Source organism: Chryseobacterium defluvii (genome assembly GCF_014204415.1).
Classification (GTDB): Bacteria; Bacteroidota; Bacteroidia; order Flavobacteriales; family Weeksellaceae; genus Chryseobacterium; species Chryseobacterium defluvii_A.
On sequence record NZ_JACHLE010000002.1, the window covers coordinates 297,773 to 314,189 of the forward strand.

17 protein-coding genes are annotated in these 16,417 nt (G+C 38.2%); 14 read left to right on the plus strand and 3 right to left on the minus strand.

The genetic code is table 11. The annotated features are described in order from the left end of the window. Positions 1-65: 65 nt before the first annotated feature. The 13 genes from HNP38_RS09770 (at position 66) to HNP38_RS09830 (ending at position 13,262) form a co-directional block, all read left to right on the plus strand. Positions 66-1,613 carry a sensor histidine kinase gene (locus HNP38_RS09770; protein WP_184188531.1) on the plus strand — a complete coding sequence of 516 codons (1,548 nt, stop codon included), beginning with the start codon at positions 66-68 and terminating at the stop codon, positions 1,611-1,613. A gap of 79 nt (positions 1,614-1,692) precedes the next feature. Further along, positions 1,693-2,379, plus strand: coding sequence for a response regulator transcription factor (locus tag HNP38_RS09775; RefSeq protein ID WP_007842513.1), 687 nt, complete (start codon positions 1,693-1,695; stop codon positions 2,377-2,379). A gap of 79 nt (positions 2,380-2,458) precedes the next feature. Continuing rightward, on the plus strand, positions 2,459-3,127 hold the full coding sequence (locus HNP38_RS09780; RefSeq protein WP_184188535.1) for a hypothetical protein: 669 nt from the start codon (positions 2,459-2,461) through the stop codon (positions 3,125-3,127). 18 nt (positions 3,128-3,145) lie between these two features. Then, entirely contained in the window at positions 3,146-3,508 is a 363-nt protein-coding gene (locus HNP38_RS09785) for a hypothetical protein (protein ID WP_184188537.1), read from the plus strand. Between the two features lie 68 nt (positions 3,509-3,576). After that, on the plus strand, positions 3,577-6,264 hold the full coding sequence (locus tag HNP38_RS09790; protein ID WP_184188540.1) for a TonB-dependent receptor domain-containing protein: 2,688 nt from the start codon (positions 3,577-3,579) through the stop codon (positions 6,262-6,264). Between the two features lie 125 nt (positions 6,265-6,389). Beyond that, positions 6,390-7,259, plus strand: coding sequence for a helix-turn-helix domain-containing protein (locus HNP38_RS09795; RefSeq protein ID WP_184188543.1), 870 nt, complete (start codon positions 6,390-6,392; stop codon positions 7,257-7,259). Positions 7,260-7,346: 87 nt separating this feature from the next. Beyond that, positions 7,347-7,763 (plus strand): OsmC family protein, encoded by a 417-nt coding sequence (locus tag HNP38_RS09800; protein WP_184188546.1) that lies wholly within the window; start codon positions 7,347-7,349, stop codon positions 7,761-7,763. A gap of 219 nt (positions 7,764-7,982) precedes the next feature. Next, entirely contained in the window at positions 7,983-8,588 is a 606-nt protein-coding gene (locus tag HNP38_RS09805; RefSeq protein WP_184188549.1) for a TetR/AcrR family transcriptional regulator, read from the plus strand. A gap of 10 nt (positions 8,589-8,598) precedes the next feature. Then, complete coding sequence (locus tag HNP38_RS09810) at positions 8,599-9,867, plus strand: acetyl-CoA C-acetyltransferase (RefSeq protein WP_184188552.1); 1,269 nt, start codon at positions 8,599-8,601, stop codon at positions 9,865-9,867. 9 nt (positions 9,868-9,876) lie between these two features. Further along, a complete protein-coding gene (locus HNP38_RS09815; RefSeq protein WP_184188555.1) occupies positions 9,877-10,302 on the plus strand; it encodes a PaaI family thioesterase in 426 nt (141 codons plus the stop codon). Between the two features lie 2 nt (positions 10,303-10,304). Next, on the plus strand, positions 10,305-11,546 hold the full coding sequence (fabF, locus tag HNP38_RS09820) for a beta-ketoacyl-ACP synthase II (RefSeq protein WP_184188558.1): 1,242 nt from the start codon (positions 10,305-10,307) through the stop codon (positions 11,544-11,546). 15 nt (positions 11,547-11,561) lie between these two features. Then, complete coding sequence (locus HNP38_RS09825; protein ID WP_184188561.1) at positions 11,562-12,116, plus strand: helix-turn-helix domain-containing protein; 555 nt, start codon at positions 11,562-11,564, stop codon at positions 12,114-12,116. Positions 12,117-12,203: 87 nt separating this feature from the next. Continuing rightward, on the plus strand, positions 12,204-13,262 hold the full coding sequence (locus HNP38_RS09830) for a serine hydrolase domain-containing protein (RefSeq protein ID WP_317166720.1): 1,059 nt from the start codon (positions 12,204-12,206) through the stop codon (positions 13,260-13,262). A gap of 41 nt (positions 13,263-13,303) precedes the next feature. Here the strand turns inward: HNP38_RS09830 and HNP38_RS09835 are convergent, their stop codons facing one another. From HNP38_RS09835 to msrB, 3 genes are all read right to left on the minus strand, one after another. After that, complete coding sequence (locus HNP38_RS09835; protein WP_184188567.1) at positions 13,304-14,062, minus strand: murein L,D-transpeptidase catalytic domain family protein; 759 nt, start codon at positions 14,060-14,062, stop codon at positions 13,304-13,306. 113 nt (positions 14,063-14,175) lie between these two features. Then, positions 14,176-14,553 carry a hypothetical protein gene (locus HNP38_RS09840; RefSeq protein ID WP_184188571.1) on the minus strand — a complete coding sequence of 126 codons (378 nt, stop codon included), beginning with the start codon at positions 14,551-14,553 and terminating at the stop codon, positions 14,176-14,178. Positions 14,554-14,558: 5 nt separating this feature from the next. Then, positions 14,559-15,083, minus strand: coding sequence for a peptide-methionine (R)-S-oxide reductase MsrB (gene msrB / locus HNP38_RS09845; protein WP_184188574.1), 525 nt, complete (start codon positions 15,081-15,083; stop codon positions 14,559-14,561). A 79-nt stretch (positions 15,084-15,162) separates the two neighbouring features. Here msrB and HNP38_RS09850 point away from each other — a divergent pair, with 79 nt between their 5' ends. Further along, positions 15,163-16,407 (plus strand): DUF445 domain-containing protein, encoded by a 1,245-nt coding sequence (locus HNP38_RS09850; RefSeq protein ID WP_184188577.1) that lies wholly within the window; start codon positions 15,163-15,165, stop codon positions 16,405-16,407. The last annotated feature ends 10 nt before the right edge of the window (positions 16,408-16,417 follow it).

Sequence of the window (16,417 nt, forward strand, 5' to 3'; positions counted from 1 at the left end):
GTTTATCTAGTCTTAAAATAATTAATTTTAACATTCATTTTTCCAAATAATTTAAAAATAAATAAATGAATAATAAATTCATCCCAATAATCTCGGTGTTTATGACGATCTCTCTGATTGTCTTTGTTACGCTCCAGTTTTATTGGCTGAAAGGTTATTATGGCGCTTTGGAACAGGATTTTTCCAACAAAGTATATTCAGCTTTAGAAAATACGGCCAAAAGTATCGGTGAAATTGAGGTGGAAACCGTGATGAATGAAAACTTTAAAAATTTCAGAGAAGATATCCGCGCCAACAGCAAACAACCATCACTAACAACAATACAGCAGGTAGAAGATTCCGGAACCCAGCGCCAGATCATTTACTCTAAAAATATTATTGAAAAAACACAGCTTCCTATCTCTAAAAAAGGAGACTCAATAAAACTGACAACACTTTACCGGGATGAGGCTGCCTACAAAATAAGAAGAGATACTACCAAACCGGAGCAGCTTACCGCTGAAATCAATAATGATATTGAAAACGGGGATTACGACATTAAAGAGTTTGTAAAGATCAACGGAACCAATCTTCCCATCACGAAAAGAGTCAATGAAAAAATTCTGGATTCGGTCATTACAAAGGAGCTTAAGATAAGAGGAATAAGCGCTCAGGTGGGATATGGGGTGACAGATAAAAACAATAAACTGACCAGTGTTGCCAATAAGCTTTATAAGGAGAAGAATGATGGCAATACATACATTTATCCCCTTTTCACTGATAAAGAGGACCGTACTTTATATTCTTTAGCATTGGTTTTTCCTAAAAAAGAATATTCCCTGGCCATGAATAACTGGCCAATGCTGTTGGGAACCTTCCTTTCGCTGCTTACCATCTTAGGGATTTATATCATTTCCATCAACTATATGATGAAGCAGAAAAAGCTTGCGGAAATTAAGACTGACTTCATTAATAATATGTCACATGAGTTCAAAACTCCTCTGGCAACCATTTCCGTGGCAACGGACTCTCTGGCGAATGACAAAATTGCCACTAATCCTGAAAAAGTAAAATACTATTCGGAGCTGATCAAACAGGAAAATTTGAGAATGAAAAAACAGGTGGAAAACGTGCTTAATATGTCAAAACTTGAAAGGAATGAGGTAAAATTGTTCTTAAAGGAAACCAATGTAAGAGAACTGATCAAAAAAACCACAGAATCCTTCAATCTGATCGTGGAACAAAGGAACGGATCTCTTACACAGGAATTTACAGCTGATAAATACACCTTCAGGATCGATGAATTCCATATCTCGAATATGCTGGTGAATTTACTGGACAATGCCAATAAATATTCTCCGGACACTCCTGAAATTCATGTAAAAACAAGAAATGAAGGAAATCTGTATGTGATTGAAATTTCCGACAAAGGAATGGGAATGGACATCCAGAACAAAACCAAAATTTTTGAAAAATTCTTCAGGGAAGAAACCGGAAATATCCATAATGTAAAAGGACAGGGCTTAGGATTGTCTTATGTAAAGAAGATTGTAGAACTGCATAAAGGTCAGATTCTGGTAGACTCCCACAAAGGAAAAGGAAGTACGTTTACCATAAAACTGCCGATGAGCTAAAGAAATTTAAATGATAAATGAATTGTACATCAATTATCATTCATCAAAAATCAATTATAAATTATAAAATATAGGATATATGAGCAACAGAATATTATTAGTAGAGGACGACCAGAGTTTTGGAGCTGTATTGAAGGATTATTTAACGATAAATAATTTTGAGGTGACTCTTGCAACAGATGGAGAACAGGGATTAAAAGAATTCACGGAAAATGAGTTCGACATCTGTATTTTCGACGTGATGATGCCTAAAAAAGACGGGTTTTCATTGGCAGAAGATGTAAAAAAGATCGATAAGAACACTCCTATCATCTTCTTAACGGCAAGAAATATGAGAGAAGATATCCTAAAAGGGTATCAGCTTGGGGCAGATGACTATATCACTAAGCCTTTTGATACGGAGCTGCTTTTATATAAGATCAAAGCTATTCTTCAAAGAAGTTCCACACTTGAAAATGAAGAGCAGGAACAGTTCAAGATCAGCAATATCTTCTTCGATTCCATGCTGAGACAATTGAGAGTAGGTGACAAAGAATATAAACTTTCCCCAAAGGAAAACGAATTGCTTAAGCTTCTTTGCATTCATAGAAACGATTTTATGCCAAGGGATCTTGCTCTAAGAAAGATCTGGAAAAAAGAGAATTACTTCACGGCAAGAAGCATGGACGTGTATATTGCCAAACTTCGTAAATTATTGAAAGATGACGAAGGATTAGAGATCATCAATGTTCACGGAGAAGGATTCAGGCTTTTAGTTAAGAATTAATTCCGAAAATAATAGTATAAATATAAAATTAGCAAAGCAATTAAAAATGTTTTGCTAATTTTGTTTCATACGATTAGATATGAGAAATATATTTTTAGGCCTTATCGCCTTTTCTATACTTACTGTTTCCTGTAAAAAGGATGAAAAAGCTACCTATTTAAAGGATGAAGCCGGGAACCAGCAGGCCAATGCTGCAGCCAATAATACACCCCAGCCTTCCCTTCTAAACCAACCCGGGATGCAGAGCGTTCAGAGTAATGCAGCACCGGTAGCAGCTACAGCTTCGGGAATGAATCCGCCACACGGACAGCCGGGACACCGATGCGATATTCCGGTAGGACAGCCTTTGAACAGCAAACCGGCGCCAGCTCCAAATGGAACTCCACAAAATATTGCCATACAAAATGGCAAGCCCATTCAGATAGACCCCAATGCTATGAAACCGGGAAAATTTACCGCAGATCCTAATACAGGAAAACCGGTAAAAACAGCTCCGGGAATGAATCCTCCACACGGGCAGCCGGGACACCGTTGTGATATCCCTGTCGGGCAGCCTTTGAATAGTAAACCCGCTCCTGCTCCACAACCTGCCGCGAAAACCAATGTTGTCCAAACGACTCCACCTCCTGCTCCCACACCCGCACCTGCCCAGCAAAACCTGGCAAAAGGAGAAAAGCCCAAACTAAATCCGGCACATGGAGAGCCTTGGCATAACTGTGCCTTGAAAGTAGGAGACCCTTTGCCATAATTTTTGTAATTTTGCATCGTGAAGTTGTTTCAGATACTTACAATTATTTTCTGCTTAGGGATCTTCCTGATTCCTAAAGATAATTTCTATGCCCAGGCTGCACAGGAAAACTGCTGTAAAGCAGATTCCAAAACGGATGACTGCTGCAAAAACCACCATTCATCATCTTCAGACGATCATCAGGGAAAAACAAAATCGTGTTCAGACAATTGCTGTTCGTTCTGTGCAGCATCTTATACCTTTATAGAAACTCCTTTTTCAAAAAGCCTGAATCCGGAACTATCCTATTATAAAGCCAATAAAAATTTACAATTCCGATATTCCGCTCCTCATATTTCAGACCGTTTAAAAGAAATCTGGCAACCGCCGAAAATAGCTTAATTAAAACATTCAAAGTTCATCATATGATGTATGGACTATACTTTAATTAATCTAAATTTTTAAACAAAATGAAATTATATATTTCCAGGGTAATTCTTGGTTTATTCTTATTATCTGCCCAATTTATTTTTGCTCAAAATCTTGCAAAAAATCAGTTTCAGGTAAAAGGAAACTGTGATATGTGTAAAGAAAGGATAGAGACCACCGCTAAAAAAGCAGGCGCTAAAGATGCAGTATATTCTATTGATACACAAACCCTTACTTTAGTAACAGATCATAACATTTCTACAGCTGAAATCCTGAAAAAAATAGCGGATGCCGGCCACGATAATGAAAAATTCAAGGCACCCGATAAATCATACGAAGCCCTTCCCGGCTGCTGCCATTATGACAGAGACCTTCAGCCTTCTAATGCGGAAGCTATACACAATGGCCATAAAAAAGAAAATGAATTTTATGTAAAGGGAAATTGTGGCTCATGTAAAGCCAGAATTGAAAAAGCAGCCCAAGATGCCGGTGCCGATTCAGCGGAATGGAATGCTGAAAAGCAGATGATTTCCTTGAATTTTAACCCTTCAAAAACCTCAGCAGATACTATTCTAAAAAAAATAGCAGAAGCGGGGCATGATAATGAAAAGTACAAATCTTCCGATAAGACCTACAATGATCTGCCGGGATGCTGCCTGTACGACAGGGATATTCCTATGGGAGCTCCAAACCCCAAAGTACATTTTGAAGAGGATTCAGAATCCAAGCATGATGATCATAATGAGGATACCGCTTCAGATGAAGGACAGCACGAGAAGCATAAAAATATTGAAGAAGTCAGATTATCCGGTTCAAAAGCCACAACTTCCTTAAATAAAAAGGAAGCCGGATTAGTCTTTAATATTGATAAAAAAGAACTATTAAAAGCAGCGTGCTGTAATCTCTCGGAGAGCTTTGAAACCAATGCCACCGTAGATGTTTCTTTCAGCAATGCCGTTACTGGGACTAAGCAGCTCAAAATGTTAGGTCTGGATCAAAAATATACCAGCTTAACGAAGGAACTTTTACCTGAGATCAGGGGAATTGCGTCCGCTTACGGTTTGAACTTCATTCCCGGAAGATGGATTGAAAGTATACAGCTGACCAAGGGAGGAAGTACCGTCACCAATGGCTACGAAAGCATTACAGGACAGATCAATACGGAACTGATAAAACATGCTGAACATCCTGAAACCTCCCTGAATCTTTTTTCAGATTTCAACGGAAGGGCCGAAGCCAATTTTACAAATGTTGCTCCTATTAATGAACACTGGGCGCAGACTTTTCTGCTACACGGAAACGGTACTTTCGGAAATACGGACATGAACGATGACGGATTTCTGGACAGGCCCAAAGGGACTCAACTAAATGCAGCTTACCTGCTCAATTACAACGACTTGGAACACTCAGGTTTGGCTTCCCATTTTGGCATTAATTTTATTAAAGACGAGAGAACTGCCGGACAGACTGCGTTTGATAAATCATTAGATCAGAGTGAACAATCCGCTTATGGTGTGGGAATTGATATTTCAAGATTCCAGGTATGGAACAAAACCGGGTATGTTTTTAAAGGAAAACCTTATCAGAGCTTAGGATGGATGAACCAGTATGTATATCATCAGCAGGACAGTTTTTTCGGATTGAGGAATTATTCCGGGAAGCAGCACACCTATTATTCCAATTTGATTTTTGAAAGCATTATCGGAAATACCAATCATAAGTATAAAGCCGGGGCAAGTTTTCTATATGACCGCTATGATGAGAAGTATTTAACTGACAACTTTAAAAGAAATGAAGTTGTACCGGGAATTTTTGCAGAATATACCCTGACCGGTCTAAAATATACTTTAGTAGCAGGGGCAAGGGCAGATTTTCATAATCTGGCAGGAACGCAATTTACACCAAGATTGAATTTTAAGTATGATTTCACACCGCAAACCATCTTAAGGCTTTCTGCGGGACGAGGGTTCAGAACAGCTTCTGTTTTTGCGGAAAACCAGCAGTATTTTGCTTCAAACCGTAATATTCAGATCATACAGAGTGGCGGAAATATATATGGTTTAAAACCGGAAATAGCATGGAATTACGGAGCCAGTTTACAGCAGGAGTTTAAACTTTTCGGAAGAAAATCCACTATTGTTGCCGATCTTTTCAGGACAGATTTCCAGGATCAGGTTCTGGTGGATCTGGATAGATCTCCCCAACAGCTGGTATTTTATAATCTGGACGGAAAGTCCTTTGCCAACAGTTTCCAGACCCAATGGGATTTTACACCTTTCAAAAATTTTGACGTAAGGCTAGCTTATAAATATTATGATGTTCAGGCAGATTATGTAGACGGAAGGAGGAAAATCCCGTTCATGGCAAAGCACAGAGGGTTTGTGAACCTGGCCTATGCTACCAATAAAAGCAGCAAAGGAGGATTCTGGAGTTTTGATACTACGTTAAATTGGATTGGAAAACAAAGACTTCCTGACACTTCGGGTAATCCTGCTGAATTTCAGCTGCCAGCCTACTCTGACTCGTATACTGTGCTAAATGCCCAGATCTCAAGAAACTTCAATAAAAAGATCAGGGCTTATCTGGGTGGTGAAAATTTGACTTCCTATTATCAGGAAAATGCTATTGTGGATTTTAAAAACCCGTTCGGAAATTATTTTGACGGCGGAATGATCTACGCTCCGATCATGAAGGCCAACTTATATGTCGGACTGGATGTAACTTTTTAATTCCGGATGCAAAAGCCACAAAAGTTTTTTGTTTAAACATTTTAGAACATATAAGTTTTGACGTCAAACAACTTAAGTGTTAAAAACTTTGTACCTTTTTTGTATCTTTAAACTAAAGTAAATGCATGCATCAACAGCTTATTTTTGAAGATCATTATAAAAAATTCGGGTTAGAAACATTCTCTAAGGAAAGCCTTGAAACCATTGACCAGACAAAATTCCGTCCTTACATTAAGATCCTTTTTGCCCCTGAAAATTATGAACTTACAGTAGATTTTAATCATTATAAAACCGAGTCTCCTACTCTTTTTTTTGCCACCTATCAGTATTTGCAGATAAAAGACGGAAGTTCAGACCCCGCTTCCCTTCTTTATTATAACAGGGATTTTTACTGTATTCAGATACATGACAAAGAAGTTGCCTGCGACGGCCTTCTCTTCCACAATATTTTTGAAATTCCAAAGGTTGAGCTGGACGCTTCCGAAACCCTTATTATTAAAAATTTACTGAAGAATATCAAAGAAGAACTTGAATGGAAGGAATCATCCGGTGAAGAAATGATAAGAACCTATTTAAAACAGATCATCATCCGTGCTACCCGGAAATGGAAAAAACAAAACCTGTATACTGATAATGTAAGCATCCCGAATAATGAATTAGATGTTTTCAGGGATTTCAGCAGGTATCTGGAAATCCACTTCAGGGAAAAACACAATGTTTCCGATTATGCTGAACTTCTTCACATTGCGCCGAAGACATTAACCCATAAATTCAAAAACTTGAATCTGGATTCTCCCAATCAGTTTATAATCAATAGGATTTTACTGGAAGCCAAGCGTTTATTATTTTACACTGACAAGCCCGTTAAGGAAATTGCCTATGATCTCGGTTACGAAGACCCTGCCTATTTCAACAGGCTTTTCACCCAAAAAACCGGAAATACACCTGTTAATTTCAAAAAAAATTACACTTCGGGAAAAAAGTACAATATTTAGATCGTTTTATCTATTTATTATGACCTGAAACCGATATATCTTTGTCACATCAAAAACAATCAATATTAACAACAAAAGACAAACATTATGAGACGTAACGCAACAGCCGTTTGGAACGGCACCATCAAAGAAGGAAACGGACATTTAACTACACAAAGCACTACACTGAACCAGACTCAATATTCTTTTAACAGCCGTTTTGCCGACAGAGTAGGAACAAATCCTGAAGAGTTACTGGCTGCAGCCCATGCCGGATGTTTCACCATGAAATTAAGCGCTGAGCTTTCCCAGGCAGGCTTTACTCCGGAAGAATTAAAAACAACTTCCGTAATCACTTTGGATCCAAGTGTCGGAAAGATCACAAAATCTGAGCTTACTTTAACCGCAAAAGTTCCGGGAATTTCTGAAGAAGAATTTCAGAAGTATGCCAAAATTGCCGAAGAAGGTTGCCCTGTAAGTGCTGCTTTCAATTTCGAAATTACCCTGAGTGCTACTTTAGCTTAAAAAAACAAAACATCATCTTTGACATTCCATAGGAATCTAAGCATTATTTTAAAATTCTATTTTTAAGTTTGATATGGTTCCTATGGAATGATAAGATGGATGTAACATTCTTTCAATCATTAAGTCTGAGCCACATTTCCAGAGCTCAGGCTTAATTTTTAAAATAAAATATACCTATCGGTATATTTTTGTATATTTGTATCAGAATTTCAATCAAAAATGTCAAAAGCAGAAAAAACAAAACAATTCATTATCGAGAAAACGGCACCTTTGTTCAACACAAAAGGTTATATGTCCACATCGCTTTCAGACATTACCCAGGCAACAGGATTAACCAAAGGAAGCATTTACGGAAACTTTCAAAACAAAGATGCTGTTGCCCTTGAAGCTTATCAATACAATTCAGGCTTATTAGGTAAAAATATGGCCCGTTCATTAGGCAACGAATTCCCGACAACCATTGATAAACTGAATGCTTTTGTAAATTTTTACAGAAAAAACTGGAAAGCCGTTTTCGAGAACGGAGGCTGCCCTTTAATGAATGCTGCCACCGAGGCAGACGATACTTTTCCTGCTTTAAAAAAGAAGGTGGCAGACTCTTTCGAAGGCTGGATAAAAAATGTAACTGAGATCATTATTCAGGGACAAAAAAAAGAAGAAATACAACACGATTTAGATGCCCGCGAATACGGATCATTATTCATCATGATCGTTGAGGGTGGAATTTTGCTTTCCAAAACCACAGGTGATGAAAAATATCTAAATCTTGCCTTAAACAGAATTTTATTCATCATAGATCAAGAACTTAAAATCATTCCATCATAAATTATATTCTATGGAAACAAAAAAAGTGGCCATTGTAGGATACAGCAGAATCCCATTCGCCAGAATCAATACAGCCTATGCAGACCAGGGAAACCCTGAGTTGCTGGGTGCGGCTTTAAACGGGCTGATAGATAAATATAATCTGAAAGGAAAGCTTCTGGGAGAAGTTGCCGGCGGCGCCGTTATCAAACATATCTCTGAAAGTAATCTTGTAAGGGAAGCGGTGATGAATACCTCACTGGATCCCGCAACCCCAGCCTGTGACATTCAGCAGGCTTGCGATACGGGCATTGAAGCCGCCATTTATATCGGAAATAAAATTGCACTCGGGCAGATAGAAAGCGGCATCGCATGCGGTGTTGAAGCCATGAGCAATATTCCTTTTGAATCCCCGCCAAGATTAAGAAAGGCCTTATTAAAAGCCAATAAAGAAAAATCCGTTTTCGGAAAACTAAAACAATTATTAAGTCCCCAATTTAAAGACTGGATGCCCTTTCCTTATAAAGGGCAGGAACCTAAAACAGGACTGGTTATGGGTGAGCATACGGAAATCACCGCAAAATATTACCGGATCTCCCGTGAAGAGCAAGATGAACTGGCCTTAAAAAGCCATCAGAATATGGCAAAAGCTTATGATGAGGGTTTCTTTGATGATATGATCACTCCAGCTTTCGGTCTGGAAAAAGACAATAATTTACGCCGTGACACAAGCCTGGAAAAATTATCCCAGTTAAAACCTGCTTTTGATAAGCAGAACGGGACATTAACCGCCGGAAACTCGACTCCTTTTACTGATGGTGCTTCTGCGGTTTTGCTGGCCAGTGAGGAATGGGCAAAAGCAAATAATCTCCCGGTACTGGCCTATATCATGTTTTCAGAACTGGCAGGCATAGAATATGTTGAAAACAGGCACAATTTGCTTTTGGCACCTGTTTTTGCGGCTGACAGAATGCTTAAAAAAGCGGGCATGAATCTTGAAGATTTCGATTTCTATGAAATTCATGAAGCGTTTGCCGCACAGGTTTTAGCAACCATTAAGATCTGGGAAAATAATGATCTGGCTAAAAAGTTCGGGCTTGAAAAAGCACTTGGAAGAATAGACCGGAACAAATTGAATGTAAAAGGCGGAAGCCTTGCTGCCGCACACCCTTTTGCAGCAACCGGAGGAAGAATTATTGCCACACTGGCCAAACTGCTTGATGAGAAAGGAAGCGGTAAAGGATTTATTTCCATTTGTGCCGCAAGAGGACAAGGAGTTACCATGATTTTAGAAAAATAAATTGATACTATGGACCGATTAACACAACTACAACAATTTATAGGAAAGGAATTTGACCAATCTCCTTCTCCTTTTATGAAATGGCTCAATCCTGTCGTAATTTCTGCAGAAGAAGGGCATCTGGAATTTCAATATAAAGTAAGACCTGAATGGCTGAACCCGGTCAGAAACCTTCATGGGGGTGTAACGGCTGCTATCGTGGATGATATTATCGGCGCCACCATGTTCTCACTGAATGAAAATTCTTTTATCACCACGATCAATAATGTGATCGATTATTTTTCAGCTGCAAAAGAAAACGATATTATTGTAGCCGAAACTAAAATTATAAAAAGAGGAAAACAATTTGTAAATGCCCAATGCGAAATCTGGAATTCAGATAAGACCAGGCTCATTGCAAGAGGCATCTCTAACCTATTCAAAATTAACAATTAAGCATGAAAAGAGTTCTCATAACAGGACTGGGTGCAGTAACCCCTTTGGGAAACAATGTTGAAGATTTTTGGCAAAACAGTATTAACGGAGTAAGTGGAGCGGAGCTGATCAGGCATTTCGATACGGAGAAATTCAAAGTTCATTTTGCCTGCGAAGTAAAAGATTTTGATCCGAAGATCCATTTGAATCATCATGAAATAAAAAGAAGTGATCTTTTCACTCAATACGCCATGTACTCTTCTGCTGAAGCCATCCGGGATTCAGGATTGGATCTGGAAAATATGGATCCGTTCGATACCGGCGTGATCTGGGGAACAGGCCAGGGCGGTATGTGGACCTTTGAAAGTGAGGTGATGGATTTTTCCAAAGGAGACGGAACTCCTCGTTTCAATCCGTTCTTTGTTCCCAAATTCATTGCGAATATGGCTTCAGGGATGATCTCGATGAAATATGGCCTTCAGGGTATCAATTACACAACAGTTTCTGCCTGTGCTACAGCAAATACAGCCTTGATGGATGCTTTTAACTATATCCGTTTAGGAAAAGCCAAGGTGATCATCAGCGGCGGGTCGGAGGCAGCCATTACCCCGGCTTCAGTAGGCGGCTTCTCCATTATGAAAGCTATGTCGACAAGAAATAATGATTTCAAAACGGCCAGCCGTCCTTATGATACGGATCGGGATGGTTTTGTTATGGGAGAAGGTGCGGGTGCTTTAGTCCTTGAAGAGTATGAACATGCAAGGGCAAGAGGGGCAAAAATTTATGCTGAATTAGTGGGAGCAGCGATGACAGCTGATGCGTATCATATGACGGCGCCACATCCGGATGGTGTTGGAGCGATCAGAGCTATGCAATTAGCGCTTAAAGAAGCAGGCATCAATGCTGAAGACATTGATTACTTAAATCCTCATGCAACCTCTACTCCTTTAGGTGACCTGATCGAATTAAAAGCCATCAACAATGTATTCAAAGGAAGCAAAAATCTGGATATCAGTGCTACGAAATCAATGACGGGGCATTTATTGGGTGCTGCGGGTGCTGCGGAAGCTATCCTTTCGATAAAAGCGATACAGAACGGGATTATTCCGCCAACCATCAATGTGGAAAGTATTGATGAGAATATTCCGAAAGATGTTAATATTGTGTTTAATGAAGCTAAGGAAAAGGAGATCAATTTTGCATTAAGTAATGCTTTTGGTTTTGGCGGGCACAATGCTACTTTGATTTTTAAGAAAATTCGCTAAATTCATATTAAAATAATGTCCAAGCTCAAAGAAATACGGGAACAACATCATCTGACTCAGGAAGAGTTGGCTGAAAGCTCCGGTATTTCTGTGAGGACAATACAGAGAATAGAAGCAGGAACTATCCCAAAAGGGCATACACTCCGGGTTTTGGCTAAAACTTTACAAATCAGTGAAGATATTCTTCAAAATATAGAATCCGGGGAGGAAAACCAGAAAATCCAAGAAGAACCTGCTTCAATGCATTATTCTCTGATTAAGATCATCAATCTTTCTTCCCTTCCCTGTATTTTGCTTCCACCACTGAATATTCTTGTCCCGCTTTTACTGATGTTTACTTTAAAGCAGAAGAATATTTTGGTAAAACAAATAATTTCCCTTCAGATCATCTGGACTGTTTTAGCCCCGATTATTTTTATGTTAGGTATATTTTTAAAGCTCGGCAGAAGTTTTACTTTAGTCCTTATGATAGGTATTGTCTTATCAAATGTATTTATCATTATTCGGAATGCATTTGAAATAGACCGTAATAAAAAACTTCATTATAGACTGAATTTCAATATGATATAATTCAGACAGATTATTGGCGGGTTTTTGGCGGGCGATTTTTTTGTGTCAAACAACATGAAACTCAATCTTTGCCGAAAATTAAAAGCTATGACAAAATCCATTCATTTTTTACTCTTACTGTTCTTATTTTTTTCAATTAGAACCAATGCTCAAGCCGGAAAAAGCAATCCGGTTTTTGAAAATGATATTGCTATCGAAAACTGGTTAAGAGAAAATAATGTTCCGGTACTCGGGATTGGAATTATTGAACAGGGAAAGTTAAAACAGATAAAAATTTTTGGAGAAATAAAAAAAGGGATTACCGCTCCTTATAATACTATTTTCAATGTTGCCTCCTTAGCCAAGTCTATTACATCAATGGTCGCCCTGCATCTGGTAAATTCAGGAAAATGGAATCTTGATGAACCTATTTATACCTATTGGACAGATCCTGATATTGCCAATGATCCAAGAAGCAAAAAATTAACAACCAGACTCATATTAAGCCACCAAACAGGTTTTCCAAACTGGAGATGGATGAAAGAAAATAAAAAGCTAAGTTTTGATTTTGAGCCTGGAACACAATATCAATATTCAGGCGAAGGAATGGAATATTTAAGAAAAGCTATCGAAAATAAATTTAAAAAATCAATCGAACAACTGGCCAGTGAGTTAATATTTCAACCTCTGCAAATGAATGACACCCATTACATCTGGGATAAAAATACAGATGAATCAAGATTTGCAATCGGATATGATAAAGAAGGCAAACCCTATGAACTCATCAAAAATAAAAAAGCGAATGCCGCAGATGATCTGCATACGACCATCGGAGATTACGGAAATTTTCTTGTTCATATTCTGGAAGAAGGAAACCTTAATAAAAACGTTTATCAGGAAATGATAAAAAAACAGGTTAAAACGAAAGAAAATAAATACTTTGGATTAGGCTTCGAAATTTATGATTTAGGGAACGGAGAATTGGCTCTGTCTCATGGCGGTTCTGATAAAGGAAGTCAATGCATTACCTTTATTTTACCTGACACCAGGCAAGGAATTTTAATTTTTACGAATGCAGATGAGGGTTATAAAGTATATGAGGATTTGCTCATCAATTATTTAGGTGAAAAAGGAAAAAGAATTATTGAAATTGAAACTAAAAATTAAGCATAAAAAAAGCAGCCAGATTTGACTGCTTTTGTTTTTTGTTACGCTTTTAACCATTCCGATGAGGACAGATAATTCTGATCAGGGTAATAAATAAAAAGACAATTTCTTCCTTTGATTGTATTGATGATAGGCTGCGTCAGATCTCTCGGTACTGCAGGGCATCCCCAACTTCTGCCGATCCTTTTGTGCATGGTCGCAAAATCTTCGCTCACATAATCCGCACCATGCATTACAATAGCTCTCCTGTAAGCCGCATCATTAAATCCTTTATCCATGCCCAGCAATCGTAAGGAATATCCGTTGTCCCCATTATAAGTGGCATCCGTTATATAAAACCCTAAACTGCTTTGAAGTGAGCTTTCGGTATTGGAAAAGTTAGTTGCAAACTCTTCCCCTGTATTTTTCCCATGAGCAACCAATGAATTGAATATTACTTTTTTATCATTCAGATCCAGTACCCAAAGTCTTTTGGTATTGGAAGACATAGAAAAATCACAGACCGTCAGCAGGTGAGAGTCCTGATTTAATAGGCCTGCCTTTTTTAAATTTTCAAAGCCTATTAAAGCTTTTGAGAAAACCTCGTAGTTCAGTTCGTGGTTAGGTTCAAATATAATTGATTGATATATTTCTTCTGATGATAACCCTGCATTTGCAGCCTTCTCAGATTTTGTATCTATTGATCTTTCAATCTTTTTTGTGGCAGTAATTTCTTTATTTGCAGTCCCCTTTTGCGGAGAAAGGTAAAATGAGGTGGTAATCATATATACAGCACCTAATAAACTATACAATCTCTTCATTAATATTATGTTAAATTCAAATAAGCGAGGCAAATTTATAAAAACATAATTATCAACAAGTTAAAATGAAAAAAGTTTAACTCAATTTAAGAAACTTTAACGGTAAGCCATTTTTACTTTTCTATCTGGTTATAAGCAGTCTTTATTTTTTCCCAATACTCTTTATTGATCCATTCATATACCGGATAAACACATTGGATGGCCAAGATATCCAAAGGGCTTTTAGAGTCAATCCATTGTATGATGCTTTCAGTCAGTATTTTCTCATTAAAACCCGCCCATTCACCGGCAGGGCTTAATAAATTTGAAAAGAGGACAGGAAAAATTTCGTATTTATCGATTTCCTTTGCTTCTTCAAAAGTATAAGGGCTTTTAAATATGGCCAGAGCCATGTATTTAAAATCAGAGTCTCCCAATTCTGTATCCAGATAGAGATCAGACAATACGATCCAAATCCGCTTACGTTCTTCTAAACGGGCTGTATTTTTCATAAGATCTATTCCTTAGGATCCGGAACAAATTCTAAGCTCACAGAATTCATGCAATATATCAGTCCCGTAGGCTTCGGGCCATCATCGAAAACATGCCCCAGATGTGAATCACATCTTTTGCAAAGCACTTCTACCCTTTCCATTCCGTAAGATGCATCCCTTTTATAATAAACACCTTCTTTATCCGCCTCAAAGAAGCTTGGCCAGCCACAGCGGCTTGCAAACTTTGAAGTAGAACGGAATAAATGGTTCCCACAAACCGCACAATAATACTCATCTACCTCATCAAATTCATTATACTTCCCTGTAAAAGCTCTTTCTGTTGTCGCTTCTCTTGCTACGGCATACAGATCGGGAGCAAGGATCTTTTTCCATTCTTCATTGGGAATATCCAGTTTTGTGGTATCTGTTCTGGAGTAGTATGGATTGTTTTTTGCTTTATTTTCCATAGAAGTTGTTTTAACAGGCTGATGATTTTGTGAGCATGTCTGTACAAAGATCAATAATAGTATTGAAATTAAGAATTTCATTGTAAATTTTTAAGCCGAATAGCATTTCAACAGTCAGGAATGTATCGGTTTCATAACCAAATTTAGTAAATTTGAGAATATGAATGATGAAGCTAAAAAAATACAGTTAAGAAAATATAAAGCATTTGCCACGGGATTGTTCTTATTGATGGCCGTCATTTTTATTCTGGCCTCTATTCTCCAGAAGACAAATGATTCCCACTGGATCGGGTATGTACGGGCTTTTTCTGAGGCCGCAATGGTAGGCGCCCTGGCAGACTGGTTTGCCGTAACGGCATTATTCTGTCATCCGCTGGGATTGCCCATTCCCCATACCAATCTTATTGAGAACAGCAAGCAAAGACTTGGAGATAATCTTGGAAGTTTCGTGGTCAGTAATTTCCTTTCCCCTCAAAACATACGGCCTTATATCCAAAAGCTGAAAGTTTCAAATTTTGTGGGTGAATGGCTTGGAAAAGAAAAAAATCAGGATATTTTAATTAAAAACCTTTCAGATATTGTTTTAGATATCCTTAATAAACTGGATGATTCCACCGTGACCAATTTTATCAGTAAAAAAGTCTCGGAAATGACGGATGATATCAGGCTTAATATCCTTATCGGAAACGGCATCAACTATCTCGTAGATAAAAACGATCATCAAAGGATCATTACCAACTTATCCAAGCAGATCAAAGATTATATCATTCAAAATGACGGGATGATCCAGAAACGGGTAAGTGAGGGAAGCTATGCTTTTATTCCCAAATTCGTTGATGATAAAATTGCCGAAAAAATAGCTTCCGGGCTTTCCGACTTCTTCAAAGAGGTGGAAGAAAACCCTGAACATGAGATCAGAGCTCTGATCACCAGAAAAATTCAAGAGTTCTCCACGGACCTTAAGGAAGATCCAAAGTGGAATGATGAATTCAAAAACATTAAAAATGACTTCTTAAAAAATGATAAACTGAACGAGTACTCGAATGACATCTGGCTTTCCATCAAAAAGACCCTGATGAAAGAACTTCAGGAAGAAGACTCATCATTGAAAACCTATATTTCTAAAAACCTGGATGAATTTTCACAGAACCTGAAAACAGACGAAAATCTCCAGCACAAAATAGATCACTGGGTACGGGTAACCGCCTACAAGTATATCCTTAAAAATACCCACCAGTTCGGGAGCCTCATCAGCTCAACCGTTGGAAACTGGAAGGGAAAAGAACTGAGTGAAAAGCTGGAACTGGAAGTAGGAAAAGACCTACAGTTCATCCGGGTCAACGGAACATTAGTGGGCGGACTGGTAGGGCTCATCATTTATACCATTGCCCATTTTTTTCTCTGAAAACTAAAAA

Excerpts from the sequence above, each read along its gene's own strand:
- HNP38_RS09810 (WP_184188552.1), top strand. The coding sequence starts at position 8,599 with ATGGAAACAAAAAAAGTGGCCATTGTAGGATACAGCAGAATCCCATTC.
- HNP38_RS09825 (WP_184188561.1), top strand. The coding sequence starts at position 11,562 with ATGTCCAAGCTCAAAGAAATACGGGAACAACATCATCTGACTCAGGAA.
- HNP38_RS09805 (WP_184188549.1), top strand. The coding sequence starts at position 7,983 with ATGTCAAAAGCAGAAAAAACAAAACAATTCATTATCGAGAAAACGGCA.
- HNP38_RS09850 (WP_184188577.1), top strand. The coding sequence starts at position 15,163 with ATGAATGATGAAGCTAAAAAAATACAGTTAAGAAAATATAAAGCATTT.
- HNP38_RS09790 (WP_184188540.1), top strand. The coding sequence starts at position 3,577 with ATGAAATTATATATTTCCAGGGTAATTCTTGGTTTATTCTTATTATCT.
- HNP38_RS09780 (WP_184188535.1), top strand. The coding sequence starts at position 2,459 with ATGAGAAATATATTTTTAGGCCTTATCGCCTTTTCTATACTTACTGTT.
- HNP38_RS09830 (WP_317166720.1), top strand. The coding sequence starts at position 12,204 with ATGACAAAATCCATTCATTTTTTACTCTTACTGTTCTTATTTTTTTCA.
- HNP38_RS09815 (WP_184188555.1), top strand. The coding sequence starts at position 9,877 with ATGGACCGATTAACACAACTACAACAATTTATAGGAAAGGAATTTGAC.
- HNP38_RS09775 (WP_007842513.1), top strand. The coding sequence starts at position 1,693 with ATGAGCAACAGAATATTATTAGTAGAGGACGACCAGAGTTTTGGAGCT.
- HNP38_RS09770 (WP_184188531.1), top strand. The coding sequence starts at position 66 with ATGAATAATAAATTCATCCCAATAATCTCGGTGTTTATGACGATCTCT.
- HNP38_RS09800 (WP_184188546.1), top strand. The coding sequence starts at position 7,347 with ATGAGACGTAACGCAACAGCCGTTTGGAACGGCACCATCAAAGAAGGA.
- msrB (WP_184188574.1), bottom strand. The coding sequence starts at position 15,083 with ATGAAATTCTTAATTTCAATACTATTATTGATCTTTGTACAGACATGC.
- HNP38_RS09795 (WP_184188543.1), top strand. The coding sequence starts at position 6,390 with ATGCATCAACAGCTTATTTTTGAAGATCATTATAAAAAATTCGGGTTA.
- HNP38_RS09840 (WP_184188571.1), bottom strand. The coding sequence starts at position 14,553 with ATGAAAAATACAGCCCGTTTAGAAGAACGTAAGCGGATTTGGATCGTA.
- HNP38_RS09835 (WP_184188567.1), bottom strand. The coding sequence starts at position 14,062 with ATGAAGAGATTGTATAGTTTATTAGGTGCTGTATATATGATTACCACC.
- fabF (WP_184188558.1), top strand. The coding sequence starts at position 10,305 with ATGAAAAGAGTTCTCATAACAGGACTGGGTGCAGTAACCCCTTTGGGA.